This is a genomic window from Mesorhizobium sp. M0833, assembly GCF_040319905.1.
Taxonomy (GTDB): Bacteria; Pseudomonadota; Alphaproteobacteria; order Rhizobiales; family Rhizobiaceae; genus Mesorhizobium.
This window is the reverse complement of sequence record NZ_JAMYOQ010000003.1, coordinates 203,534-215,908: the sequence shown is the minus strand read 5'-3', so window position 1 is coordinate 215,908 and position 12,375 is coordinate 203,534. Positions and strand designations below refer to the sequence as shown.

14 protein-coding genes are annotated in these 12,375 nt (G+C 63.4%); 5 read left to right on the top strand and 9 right to left on the bottom strand.

From position 1 onward, the window contains the following. Window positions 1-48: 48 nt before the first annotated feature. The 3 genes from NKH98_RS05080 to NKH98_RS05070 all read right to left on the bottom strand — a co-directional run bounded on the left by NKH98_RS05080 (window position 49) and on the right by NKH98_RS05070 (window position 2,441). A complete protein-coding gene (locus tag NKH98_RS05080; RefSeq protein ID WP_352896977.1) occupies window positions 49-609 on the bottom strand; it encodes a TIGR02281 family clan AA aspartic protease in 561 nt (186 codons plus the stop codon). A 100-nt stretch (window positions 610-709) separates the two neighbouring features. Continuing rightward, a complete protein-coding gene (gene upp, locus NKH98_RS05075; protein ID WP_254816867.1) occupies window positions 710-1,339 on the bottom strand; it encodes a uracil phosphoribosyltransferase in 630 nt (209 codons plus the stop codon). A 127-nt stretch (window positions 1,340-1,466) separates the two neighbouring features. Continuing rightward, complete coding sequence (locus NKH98_RS05070; protein WP_352896975.1) at window positions 1,467-2,441, bottom strand: adenosine deaminase; 975 nt, start codon at window positions 2,439-2,441, stop codon at window positions 1,467-1,469. A 167-nt stretch (window positions 2,442-2,608) separates the two neighbouring features. On the opposite strand from NKH98_RS05070, the gene ubiE reads away from it, so the two are divergent. The 5 genes from ubiE (at window position 2,609) to coaBC (ending at window position 7,017) form a co-directional block, all read left to right on the top strand. Further along, window positions 2,609-3,385 (top strand): bifunctional demethylmenaquinone methyltransferase/2-methoxy-6-polyprenyl-1,4-benzoquinol methylase UbiE, encoded by a 777-nt coding sequence (ubiE, locus tag NKH98_RS05065; RefSeq protein WP_352896974.1) that lies wholly within the window; start codon window positions 2,609-2,611, stop codon window positions 3,383-3,385. Window positions 3,386-3,455: 70 nt separating this feature from the next. Then, the gene (gene ubiB / locus NKH98_RS05060) at window positions 3,456-5,030 is read left to right on the top strand and encodes a 2-polyprenylphenol 6-hydroxylase (protein ID WP_254816870.1); all 1,575 of its coding nucleotides are present in this window, start codon (window positions 3,456-3,458) and stop codon (window positions 5,028-5,030) included. Between the two features lie 70 nt (window positions 5,031-5,100). Next, the gene (locus NKH98_RS05055) at window positions 5,101-5,361 is read left to right on the top strand and encodes a FitA-like ribbon-helix-helix domain-containing protein (RefSeq protein ID WP_254816871.1); all 261 of its coding nucleotides are present in this window, start codon (window positions 5,101-5,103) and stop codon (window positions 5,359-5,361) included. Further along, window positions 5,358-5,765 carry a type II toxin-antitoxin system VapC family toxin gene (locus tag NKH98_RS05050; RefSeq protein ID WP_352478132.1) on the top strand — a complete coding sequence of 136 codons (408 nt, stop codon included), beginning with the start codon at window positions 5,358-5,360 and terminating at the stop codon, window positions 5,763-5,765. The genes NKH98_RS05055 and NKH98_RS05050 overlap by 4 nt, the downstream gene beginning before the upstream one ends. Before the next feature lie 25 nt (window positions 5,766-5,790). Further along, entirely contained in the window at window positions 5,791-7,017 is a 1,227-nt protein-coding gene (coaBC, locus tag NKH98_RS05045; RefSeq protein ID WP_352896972.1) for a bifunctional phosphopantothenoylcysteine decarboxylase/phosphopantothenate--cysteine ligase CoaBC, read from the top strand. 100 nt (window positions 7,018-7,117) lie between these two features. On the opposite strand, the gene NKH98_RS05040 is transcribed toward coaBC, so the two are convergent. The 6 genes from NKH98_RS05040 to NKH98_RS05015 form a co-directional block, all read right to left on the bottom strand. Then, window positions 7,118-8,572 carry an MFS transporter gene (locus tag NKH98_RS05040; protein ID WP_352896970.1) on the bottom strand — a complete coding sequence of 485 codons (1,455 nt, stop codon included), beginning with the start codon at window positions 8,570-8,572 and terminating at the stop codon, window positions 7,118-7,120. 349 nt (window positions 8,573-8,921) lie between these two features. Beyond that, a complete protein-coding gene (locus NKH98_RS05035) occupies window positions 8,922-9,395 on the bottom strand; it encodes a DUF992 domain-containing protein (protein ID WP_254816875.1) in 474 nt (157 codons plus the stop codon). A gap of 136 nt (window positions 9,396-9,531) precedes the next feature. Continuing rightward, on the bottom strand, window positions 9,532-10,377 hold the full coding sequence (locus NKH98_RS05030) for a tetratricopeptide repeat protein (RefSeq protein ID WP_352896968.1): 846 nt from the start codon (window positions 10,375-10,377) through the stop codon (window positions 9,532-9,534). 161 nt (window positions 10,378-10,538) lie between these two features. After that, window positions 10,539-10,811, bottom strand: coding sequence for a 30S ribosomal protein S21 (gene rpsU / locus NKH98_RS05025; RefSeq protein ID WP_023675331.1), 273 nt, complete (start codon window positions 10,809-10,811; stop codon window positions 10,539-10,541). 267 nt (window positions 10,812-11,078) lie between these two features. Further along, window positions 11,079-11,465 carry an SET domain-containing protein gene (locus NKH98_RS05020; RefSeq protein WP_352647687.1) on the bottom strand — a complete coding sequence of 129 codons (387 nt, stop codon included), beginning with the start codon at window positions 11,463-11,465 and terminating at the stop codon, window positions 11,079-11,081. Between the two features lie 109 nt (window positions 11,466-11,574). Further along, the gene (locus NKH98_RS05015) at window positions 11,575-12,333 is read right to left on the bottom strand and encodes an SDR family oxidoreductase (protein WP_352647685.1); all 759 of its coding nucleotides are present in this window, start codon (window positions 12,331-12,333) and stop codon (window positions 11,575-11,577) included. Between the last annotated feature and the right edge of the window lie 42 nt (window positions 12,334-12,375).

Genomic DNA, 12,375 nt, shown 5'->3' with positions numbered 1-12,375 from the left:
GACCGGTGCCCTTTTCGCTGGCGTGGACCTGCGGTTCAGGATCATTGCCTACTGGACCAGCAGCAGCGTGCCGTCTTCGACCTGGTATTTTTCGAGCCGCTGCAGAAAGCTCATGCCGATCAGGTTGGTGTGCAGCGCCCTGTCGTCGAGCACGACGGCCTCGACGCCCTCGACGGTGATCCTGCCGATCTGCAGGCGATCAATCGTCACCACGGCGGCCTTGATCGCACCGTTGGCGGTGTTGACCTGATGGCTGAAGTCCGTCGGATTGAGCGAGATGCCGATCCTGCGCGCGGTCGAACTGTTGATGGCGACGAGCGTCGCGCCGGTATCGATCATGCCGTCGATCTGTCGGCCGTTCAACTTGAAGACCGACATGAAATGCCCGCGCGCGTCCGCGGTGACGACGACCTTGCGGCGGAGCGGCTGCGGCGTCGCCGACCTGTCCCGAACGGCGGCGAGATTCAGGTCGGTTTGGGTGTCGGCCTGCCTAGCTCCGATGGCGGATTTCAACAGCCGCTCGATCACCTGTGAATTGGACTGATATACGATCGGCAGCGATGCCGACGTTCCGGCAAACACGCCAAGGATGAGAAGCTTGCGCAGCATGGACCGGCCTTTGTGATTGCCGATCCTTAGTCCGACATGGTGTTTGCCGCTTTAACGAATGCGGAAACCAGCCGTTTGCGTAAACAGTCGGTAAACGGATCTATTTGGTGCCGTACATGCGGTCGCCGGCATCGCCAAGGCCGGGCATGATGTAGCCCTTCTCGTTGAGCTGGCGGTCGATCGAGGCGGTGAAGACGGGAACATCCGGATGCGCGTGGGTGAACCGCTCAAGGCCCTCTGGTGCCGCCAACAGGCAGAGGAAGCGGATGTTGGTGGCACCGCGGCCTTTCAGCTTGTCGATGGCCGCGATCGCCGAATTGGCGGTCGCCAGCATCGGGTCGACGACGATCACCAGCCGGTCGGCGAGGTCGCCCGGCGCCTTGAAGAAATACTCGACCGCCTCCAGCGTCTCATGGTCGCGGTAGAGGCCGATATGGGCGACACGCGCCGCCGGCACCAGATCGAGCAGGCCTTCGAGCAAGCCGTTGCCGGCGCGCAACACCGAGGCGAACACCAGTTTCTTGCCCTCCAGCGTCGGCGCCTCCATCGTCTCGATCGGCGTCTCGATCGTCGTCGTCGTCAGTTCCAGGTTGCGGGTGACCTCGTAGCCGAGCAGCAGCGAGATCTCGCGCAGCAGCCGCCGGAAGCCGGCCGTCGAAGTCTCTTTCTTGCGCATGATGGTCAGCTTGTGCTGGACAAGCGGATGGTCGACGACGGTGACGCCCTTCATGGTGTTCTCCAACTGCGCAAGTGAATGGTCAATGGTGAATAGTGAATAGTGAACTGGTTTGCGAGTCCTTGGTGCGCGGCAAAGCCCGCAGTTGACGGACCGAAGCGCCGGGTGAGCCATTCACCATTCACCTGCCCTTGGCGCCGAGCCTGCCCAGCAGCGCCGCCTTGGTCTTCCTGTCGACGAAGGCTGCCTCGATGGCCGTCCTGGTGACGGCGGTTAGCGCCTTGTCATCCAGAGAAAAATGCTCGGCGGCGATGTTGTATTCGCGTTTCAGCGAGGTCCAGAAATAGGGCGGGTCATCGGAGTTGAGCGTCACCTTGCAGCCCGCCGCCTTCAAGGCGGGGAACGGATGGTCGGCGAAACTGTCAAAGATTTTCAGGGCGATGTTGGAGCCGGGGCAGCATTCGAGCACGACGCCTTCGTCGGCGATGCGCCGCACAAGATCGGGGTTCTCGATGGCGCGCACGCCATGGCCGATGCGAGACGGGCGGATGTGGTCGAGTGCCGCCTCGACGCTCTCCCAGCCCATCAATTCGCCGGCATGCACGGTGATGCCGAGGCCGGCCTCGCGGGCGATCTCGAAGGCCCTGACATAATCTTCCAGATCGCCTATCCGCTCGTCGCCGGCGACGCCGAAACCGGTGACCAGCGGATGCCCGCAGCGCGCGGCGAAACGTGCCGCCCGCTCGATCGATTCGACACCGAAATTGCGCACGCCGGTGACGATCATGCGGCCTTCGATGCCGGTCTTCGCCTTGGCGCGGGCCATGCCTTCGCCAAGCGCGTCGGTATAGGCCTTCGGCGACAGCCCGGCCTTGCTTGCATGGTCGGGCGAGGTGAAAACCTCGGAATAGATGGCGCCGTCGCGGGCGAGGCTGGTCAGGTAGTGGTCGGCCAGCCGCGCATAGTCTTCTTCAGTGCGGAACAGGTCCGACGAGAAGTCGTACGCGGCGAGGAAAGAGGTGAAGTCGTGCCAGACGAAGGAGCCGTCCTGGATGTAGGGCGAGGCATCCTTGCTGTATTTCTCAGCCTGGCGGAGGACGAGTTCAGGCGCCGCTGCCCCTTCGATGTGGCAGTGCAGTTCTGCTTTCAAAGGCATTCAATTATCCCGTCAGGCCTTTTTACTTATGACGCAAGTTCCTGTCGGAAGCGTGTGACACTTTTCCGGAACCTGCTTCGAAGCGCGGCCGAACACCGCGCCTTAAACAATAGCGCCCGCACCATCGATCGGCTATGGTCCCGCCGATTTTATGGCGGATCAAAACAATGTCGGTTGAAAGAACCACTGCTGCGGGCGGCATGGAAACCTCCTATGGTTTCAAGCGGGTAGGACCGGGCGACAAGCAGTCCCTGGTCAATGATGTTTTCCACAAGGTGGCGAACCGCTACGACCTGATGAACGACCTGATGTCGGCCGGGTTGCATCGGTTGTGGAAGGACGCCTTGGTTGCCTGGCTCAATCCACCGAAGCGGCCGGGCTGGAGCGTTCTCGACGTTGCCGGCGGCACCGGCGATGTCGCCTTCCGCATCGTCGAGGCGAGCGGCAGGCACGCTCATGCAACGGTTCTCGACATCAACGGCTCGATGCTCGCCGTCGGCCGCGACCGGGCCGAGAAAAAGGGCCTGTCGGCAAATACCGATTTCGTCAAAGCCAATGCGGAGGAACTGCCTTTTGCCGACGCTACTTTTGATGCCTACACCATCGCTTTCGGCATCCGCAACGTGCCGCGCATCGATGTGGCGCTCGCCGAAGCCTATCGCGTGCTGAAGCCCGGCGGGCGCTTTCTCTGCCTTGAATTCTCCGAGGTCGAGATGCCGCTGCTCGACAAGGTCTACGAAGCATGGTCGTTCAACGCCATCCCGCGGATCGGCAAGGTGGTGACCGGCGATGGCGAGCCATATTCCTATCTGGTCGAATCGATTCGCAAATTTCCCAATCAGCAGAATTTCGCGACGATGATTTCGCGCGCCGGCTTCGAGCGCGTCTCATTCCGCAACTACTCCGGCGGCATCGCCGCGCTCCATTCGGGCTGGAAGCTTTGAGGCTGGCCCGTATCTTTCGTACTCAATGTGCTCTTCGCCGGTCTAGGAAATCGGCGAGGCAAAGCCAGCCATGAGCAGCATCGGCGCTGGTTTCAGGCTCGTACGGGCCGGCTGGGTGCTGGTCCGCGAGGGTGTCATCGCGGCTTTGCCCGGTGACGAGCTCTTCGGCTTGCCGAAATTCGGCTGGCGCATGGCCCGGCTGTTCACCCGCCGTCGCGCGCTTGCCTATGAGCGTGGCGACAGGCTGGCCAAGGCGGTCGTGCGGCTCGGCCCGTCTTACGTCAAGCTCGGCCAGTTCCTGGCGACACGGCCGGATGTCGTCGGAAACGATATCGCGCTTGATCTTGCCATGCTGCAGGACAAGATGCAGACGTTTCCGAAGGCCGAGGCTGTCGCCGCGATAGAGGCCTCGCTCGGACGCAAGGTCGACGAGCTCTATGTCAGTTTTGGCGAGGCCGTCGCCGCCGCCTCGATCGCCCAGGTCCATACCGCTGAAATCCTGCAGAACGGCGTCGTTACCCGGGTGGCGGTGAAGGTCATCCGGCCGGGCGTGCGCCGCCGCTTCTTTCGCGATCTCGAGAGTTATTTTCTCGCCGCCCGGCTGCAGGAAAAATACATCCCGTCGTCGCGCCGGCTGCGGCCGGTCGAGGTGACCGAGACACTGGCCCAGACGACCAAAATCGAAATGGACCTGAGGCTGGAGGCGGCGGCTTTTTCGGAGCTCGGCGAGAATACCAAGGACGATCCCGGCTTCCGTGTGCCGTCGGTCGACTGGGAGCGCACCGGTCGTGACGTGCTGACAATGGAATGGGTCGACGGCATCAAGATGAACGACATTGCCGGCCTAGCCGCCGCCGGCCACGACCTGAAGGCGATTGCTGCCAACCTCGTTCAGTCGTTTCTGCGCCACACGCTGCGTGACGGTTTCTTCCACGCCGACATGCATCCGGGCAACCTGTTTATCGAAGCCGACGGCACCATCGTCGCCGTCGATCTCGGCATTGCCGGCCGGCTCGGCAGGAAGGAGCGCCGGTTCCTCGCCGAAATACTCTACGGCTTCATCACGCGCGATTACCAGCGCGTCGCCGAAGTGCATTTCGAGGCCGGGTACGTGCCGCGCCAGCACAATGTCGCGGCTTTCGCCCAGGCGATCCGGGCGATCGGCGAACCGATCCACGGCCAGCCGGCCGAGACCATCTCGATGGCCAAGCTGTTGACGCTGCTGTTCGAGGTGACCGACCTGTTCGACATGGCGACGCGATCCGAACTGGTGCTGCTGCAGAAGACCATGGTCGTTGTCGAAGGCGTCGCCCGCACCCTCGACCCGGCCTTCAACATGTGGAAGACGTCGGAGCCGGTGGTCAGCGGCTGGATTGCCCGCAATCTCGGCCCGCGCGCGCTGCTGGCCGATGCGCGCGACGGTGCCAGCGCGCTGCTGGCGCTGGCCCGTCAGGCGCCGGACCTCGCAGCCCGTACCGAGCGGCTGTCGCGTGAGATCGACCTGATGGCCGAAAACGGCCTGCGCTTCGACGAGGGGACGGCGGACGCGATCGGCAAAGCCGAGGCGCGCCACACCCGCTCCGGCCGGCTGGCGCTGTGGGTGATCGCGCTGACGCTGGTGTATATCGCCTGGAAGCTGCTCTGATTGCAATGACAGCAGTGCTGTCATTGCAATCACGCCGCTTGTCGCTTATGTAACGGCGAGGAGCTACGCTATGAGCACTATCACAATCCGTAATCTTGATGACGAAGTGAAGCAGGTGCTGCGCGAACGCGCTGCCGCGCGCGGCGTTTCGATGGAGCAGGAAGCGCGGGATGCCTTGCGCAAAGTGACGATCCCCGAGAGCAAGCTCCAGAACGGGGAGTGGCGGCTGAAAGCGTCACGTGACGAGATCTTGGCGCTCGGACGGAAATCAGAACACCCCATTGACCTCAAAGCGCTTACTGATCACATGTGGGATGAGGGACTTCTGTGACCGTTGCAGTTGATACGTCTGCGTTAATCGCAATCATCGGCGCAGAGCCGGATGCGGCTGCATTCGTCGATGTTTTCGGCACCTCATCTGCTGTACTGATAAGCACTGCAACACTTCTGGAGGCACATTGTGTGGCGAACCGGTCCGGCGGTGGCATCAACCCCGCCGAACTTCAGGTGCTCATCGATCGCCTCGAACTGACGGTCGTTCCTTTTGATCTGGCGCAGCTCGAGGTCGCACGACTTGCCTACTCTCGGTACGGTCGCGGATCCCGCCATCGTGCTGACCTCAACATGGGCGACTGTTTCGCCTATGCCCTGGCCAAGACCCGAAACCTGCCGCTACTTTTCAAGGGTGACGATTTCATCCATACCGACATCGAATCGGCGCTGAAGCCGGCATGACATTGGACAAGAACTGGCCTCGGGCATGACCCTCTCCGGCAAGCGCATCCTGCTCATCATCGGCGGAGGCATTGCTGCCTACAAGGCGCTCGACCTGATCCGTCGGCTGCGCGAGCGCGGTGCGGCAGTGCGGGTGGTGATGACTGCCGCGGCGCAGGAATTCGTCACCACGCTGTCGGCCGGGGCGCTGTCCGCCGACCATGTTTTCACCGAACTGTTCGATCGGCAGGACGAGCACGATATCGGCCATATCAGGCTTTCGCGCGAGGCCGACCTTGTGGTCGTAGCGCCGGCCACCGCCGACCTGATGGCAAAGCTCGCCAATGGCCATGCCAACGACCTTGCCTCGACCGTGCTCATCGCCACCGACAAACGAGTTTTGATGGCGCCGGCGATGAACCCGACAATGTGGGCGCATCCGGCGGTCCGCCGCAACCGTGCGACGCTGAGCAAGGACGGCGTCGCATTCGTCGGCCCGGCGAAGGGCGAGATGGCCGAGAGCAACGAGGTGGGCGAGGGCCGCATGGCCGAGCCGCTGGAGATCGTCGCCGCGATCGAGGCGCTGCTCGACGGCCGGCCAAAGCCGCTGGCAGGCAGGAAGATCATCGTCACCTCCGGGCCGACGCATGAGCCGATCGACCCGGTCCGCTACATCGCCAACTGGTCGTCGGGCAAGCAGGGCCACGCCATTGCGGCGGCGCTGGCCAGGCTCGGCGCCCATGTGCGTCTCGTCTCCGGTCCGGTTGGCATTGCCGATCCGGCCGGCGTCGCCACGCTGCATGTCGAAACGGCCGTCGAGATGAAGGACGCTGTCGAGCAGCTGCTGCCGGCCGACGCGGCAGTGTTCGTCGCGGCTGTCGCCGACTGGCGCACTCAAAGTTCGGCCGGGGAAAAGATCAAGAAGGTGGCGGGCGAGGGGCCGCCGGCGCTGCAGATGGTGGAAAATCCCGATATTCTTGCCGGTGTCGGGCATCACAAAAAGCGGCCGATGCTGGTGGTCGGTTTCGCTGCGGAGACGCAGGATCTGATCAGGAATGCCGAGGCCAAGCTTGCAAAAAAGGGGGCCGATCTTATCGTCGCCAATGATGTCTCGCATGAAGATGGTGCTCCGGGCGTGATGGGCGGCGACCGCAACAAGGTGCGGATCGTCTCAAAGGCCGGCGTCGAGGAATGGCCGGAGATGAGCAAGGATGAGGTGGCGACGCGGCTCGCGGCACTGATCGCCGAGCGGCTGAAGACGGTCGTCGTCTAAAGCGCGTCGCGTTCGACCGGCCTCATGTGACGCGCTTTAGGTTCTTGTTTTGATGCATGTCGTTACCGCAAAACCGCTGCACACCTTTGCGCGACATGCATTAGTCAATCTTCCCTGCGAGGGGGGAGATCGGCAGCTTCGCTGGCGGTGCCCCCGAAATCCGCAAGGCGGCAAGGCATCCCAGGATTCCGAGCGGGATAAACGCCAGGAACAGCCAGGCAGCGACGTTTGCCGCGGCCTCGCGGTTTAGGCCCTCTGAAAAGCCGCTGGCGTTGGCTACGATGCCGGTCAATGCCGCACCCACCGCATAGCCGATGCGCTGCATGGTCGGCACGGCGGCCGAGGCGATCGTCTGCTCGCCCTCCCGCGCCGATGCCACGATTACGCGCGTGACGAACGGCCAGGCGATGCCGAAGCCGCCGCCTTGCAGCAAGGCACAAAGCAGGATCAGCGGGATCGAGCCCGCCGGCACAGTATAGGCGAAACCAGCAACGCCCGTGGCGATCATCAGCGCACCGCCGACAATGATCAGCCGCTCGCGTTCCGGCGGCGCATTGGCGACGAGGATCGAAAGGATCGACCAGGCGATCGATTCGGCGGCGATGATGTAGCCGGTGGTCAGGATCGGGATGCCGTGCAGGCTGGTCAGCAGCAGCGGTCCGTAGACGGTAAAGGAGCAGGTCGCCACCGAGAACGCCGCGACCATGGTCATGCCCGCGCCGACCGGCGAGCGCCATGAGAACAGCCGCGATGGGAACAGGCGCGAGCGCGGCTTCAGTGCATCGATATAAATAAACAGCGCCAGGCCGATCAGGCCGAGGCTGAGCAGCAGCGACGAGCGCAGCAGGGCGATGTCGACGCCGGCGGTGGCGATCAGCACGACGCTAACGGCGAGGCAGCCAAGTGCTGCAAAGGGGAAGGGCGGCGCTGAGCCGCCGGTCGCCTGCGGCCTTGTTGCTTCCGGTGTGTCGAGCACGATGAAGCTTGCCAACGCCATCGCCGTGCCGCCGAGGGTGAAGACGCCGAAGGCCCAGCGCCAGGACAGCAATTCGGTCATGACCGCGCCGAGCACCGGCCCGCTGAAGGCGGCGACACCCCAGATCGCCGACATGACGCCGAAAAGCTGCGGCCAGATCGCGCGGGCAAACAGCCGCTCGACCGAGACGAAGGCCAGCGACACCAGCGCGCCGCCACCGAGCCCCTCGATCAGGCGGCCGCAGAGGAACAGCGGCATCGAAGGCGCGGTGGCGCAAACCAGCGCGCCGCCGGCATAGAGCATCGCGGCGACCATCATGTTGGTGCGCAGCGCGACATAGCTCACCAGCCGTCCGGCGGCCGCACCGGCAACGATGGCGCCGAGCTCGTAGATCGCCAGCGACCAGCCCACCAGTTGCACGCCGGCGAGCTCGCCGACCATGGCCGGCATGACCGTCGCCACCATCGTTTCGTTGGTGGCGTGCAGCAGGATGCCGAGGCTGATGAAGCAGAAGCGCGCCAGATCGCCGCTCGCCCACAGCGCGCGCCAGTCGACCCTGTTTGTGCTTGTCTTGGTCATCCGGCCCCCTAGGCTTTTCTTAGACGCTGGTCAAAAGTATTGAAGCGTTCTTCACGTCCAAGTGAGTACATGCCGCAGTATGGGAGGACTTCTAGAACCTCAACCGCAGTTGAGATCAAGCGGCTTTGATCGCCGTTGACGTGGCGGATTTCAAAGTTGTGCGATGGGGACGATCACGAGGCGTTGAGATTCTGGTCAGACCGAAGACGTGATCTTCGAGCGCCGCAACTTTGAACATCACGGCGGCCCATCCTCCGCGGAGTGGGCCTGCCGGAAACTATAAGCCTTCGGCAGCTATTCGCAGGCCGACACCCTGCGCTCCCCGCCGCTCGGGAGCCATACTACGCCGCTATTTCAACGAGTGGATCAGATCCAGCGAGGTGACGGCGACCGCCAGGTTGACGCCCGTCTGTGCCTGGACACTGAGCGGCTGCAGCGAAAAGGCGCTGTCGAGGCCGCCGACCAGGAGATTGGCGCCGCCACCGGTGACCACGCTGGCCTCGGCGTTCACGCCATAGTAGCTGCCGGCAAGGTCGCCTTCATCGTGGTTGCGGGTCGCCGCCAGAACCGCCCATACCAGCTGGCCCTGATGCGTCCGGCCGACATCGACGCCGAGCTTGGAAATCACCCCGGTATAGACTTCGGAGGGGCCGCCACGATGTGGACGAAAGACACAGGAAACACCCTTGTTGGAGGTGACGAGATAGGCCGTGCCGCCGTCGATGGTGCAGTCGAGCACGCCGAGCTGGAGCTTGCTGGCGCTGGCGGGAGCGGCAACGACGGTCGTCGCGAGAGCGGCGGCACAAGCGAGTTTCTTGATCATGGCAGGGTCCTTTCGAAATTACCTTGTACAAACGGCTGAGCACGCCGAGCGTTCCGCCGAAAACCTGGCGCCAGCAAGGCAAGGGTAAACGCAGGGTTGTCGGGGCGCGGAAAGGGCCGGCCGATTAACCGGCCGCTCAGCCGGCGCTGGTGCGGGCCAGGCCGTCCTTGGCCGGCTGGTAGGTCGGATTGAGGTGCACGGCCTCGCGGTAGGATTTTGCGGCCCTGGCCTTGTCGCCGCGCCGCTCGTAGATCAACGCCTGGTTGGACCAGGCCTCGGCGTTCTTGCCGTCGAGCTTGATGGCCATGTTGAAGTCGGCGAAGGCATTGTCCTCGTCGTTCATGGCCAGGTAGGAGAGGCCGCGTCCATTGTAGGGCTCGGAGGCGTCCGGCGCCAACGAAATGGCGGTCGAGAAGTCCTCGATGGCAAAGGCGTGCTGGCCCTGGCTCTGGTAGATCAGGCCGCGATTGTGATAGGCGCGCGCGTCGGTCGTGTCGAGCTGGATGGCCTTCTGGAAATCGTTGAAGGCTTCCTGCACCCGGCCGGCCCTGCGGTAGAGATTGCCGCGGCCGATATAGGCGGCGTCATAGTTGGGATTGATCTGGATCGAGCGGTTGTAGTCGGCAAGCGCGCTCGCCTGATCGCCGAGGAAGCGCTGGATGAGCGCGCGATTCGAATAGGCCTGGTAAAAATTCGGATTGAGCTGGATGGCGGTGTTGAAGTCCTTCAGCGCCGCCTGGTACTGGCCGCCACGGCCATAGGCCGAGCCGCGCACATTGTAGGCTTCCGGATCCTGGGGGTTGCGCTGGATCACCGCCGACAGCGAGGAGATGTTCTCGCTCGAGGCTTGCGCCTTGTCGATGTTGTTGAACTCGCCGGTCGGAACGCTCTGGCAGCTGGCAAGCGCCATCCCGGAAAGCAGGGCCGCCGTCAGGGCGAGGCCGCGCCACGCGGTTCTGCGCTCTACGGTAATTGCGTCCATGTCTGCCCTGTCCTTACTGCGCCGTCTGGTCCGTTCCCCCTCCGAACCGGCATCTCTCCCAACCGGTCCTTTCGGACCGGGTCTAAATCACAACAAAAAGGTGGCGGCGATTCCGCATCGCGCCACCCTGGATATCCTTGGAAAAGGACGAAAAATTGGCGTCAGAACCGCGGCGGACGCGGGGCACCGGCACCGGCAGCACCGGCCGCGACCGGACGCGGCGTCATCGGCAGCAGGCCTTCGCGCTGGGCACGCTTGCGGGCCAGCTTGCGGGCACGGCGCACAGCTTCCGCCTTTTCACGGGCGCGCTTCTCGGAGGGCTTCTCGTAATGTCCGCGCATCTTCATTTCGCGGAAGATGCCTTCCCGCTGCATCTTTTTCTTGAGCGCGCGAAGCGCCTGATCAACATTGTTGTCGCGGACGAGTACCTGCACGGGCAATCCTGTCTTTCGGGTTTGAAATCAATAGGCAAGCGGCCATAGCCACAAGCCTCCGCGGCGCGTTACACCACGAATTGGAGCGGCTGATAGCAGAATCAAGGCGCTCTGTCCACTGCCGATTGAGAGGCGGTGCCGACCCCGAAACGAAAAAACCCGCCTCAGCGGCGGGTCGTTCGTGTGAATCAGCACCATATCGAGATTAGTAGCATAGCTGCCGGCACAAAGCAAGAACAAAATTCGCCGTGGGCCAGATAGGCGACGCTACGCCGTGGCCAGGTGGAGCTGCTCGAAACCTTCGAAGAACTCGCCGTAGTCGCAGGTTATCTCCTCGCCGGCGGCGATGTCGCGGGTCGCAGTGGCCCCGCCATATTGCGAAAAGTCGGTGTTCGGTTTGTCGGCGTGGTTCATGAAGCGGCCATTGTCGACCTCATAGACCATGAAGCCCGGCCGGTCCGGACTGGGATAGGCATATCTGTCGAGCAATTCCTTGAGGTGCGGCGGCGCCGTCTCGTATTTTTCCACCGGGATCAGCCGGTCGAAGTCCGGATCGAGCCGCCAGATCTGCGCCCCTTTCCGGATCGGCTCGGCGGCGAACACGCCGACGCCTTCGATTGCGCTTGCAGCGATATAGGTCCTGATCAGCAGCATGTTTCCAACCCGTTTTCGAGGAGAAGACGGAATCGTCAAATCGCCGGGAAAAGCAAGACCGGTTTTCAGGCATTGCGGCTTGCGGGGCCTACCCCGACCGCGAAACGCTTCACGTGCGGGTGATCGAGACGCCGCCGTCGGCGAACAACGCCGTGCCGGTGGTGAAACTCGATGCATCGGAAGCCAGATAGAGCGCCGAGCGGGCGATCTCGTCAGGCTCGGCGACGCGCTTCAAGGCATGCAGGTTTTCAACGAAGGCTCGCGATTCAGGGGTCTTGAACGTTGCCGAAGGCGTGTCGGTGCCGCCCGGCAGCAGCGCGTTGACCCGCACGCCTTTGGCGCCGTATTCGGCGGCAAGCACCTGCGTCAATCCGATCAGTCCGGCCTTGCTTGCGGCATAGCTGGTCATGCCGGGCATGCCGACGGTGTGGCCGACGAAGGTGGAGGTGAAGATCAGCGATCCGCCGCCGCGGTCGACCATCGCCGGCACCTGGTATTTTGCGCCGAGAAAGGCGCTGGTCAGGTTGGTGTCGAGCGCCTCGCGCCAGCCCTCCAGCGACAGCTCCGAAACCGGCCCCGTCTTGCCGACCGAACCGGCATTGTTGAAGGCGATGTCCAGCCCGCCGAATTTCTCGACCGCCAGGTCGACCAGGGCCTTCGCGTAGGCTTCGTCGCGGACATCGCCGGCAAGGGCGATGGCCGTGCCATCGGCGTCTTCGATTTCGGCAACCAGCGCGTCAAGCTCCGCCTTGCGGCGGGCAGCGACGACCACCTTGGCTCCTTCCTCCGCAAACAGCTTGGCCGTGGCGCGGCCGATCCCGGAACTGGCGCCTGTGACGATGGCAACTTTGTTGGCAAGTGTGAGCATTTTCCTGCATCCTTTTCGCGCCGGCCCTTGCCGGCAATCGGG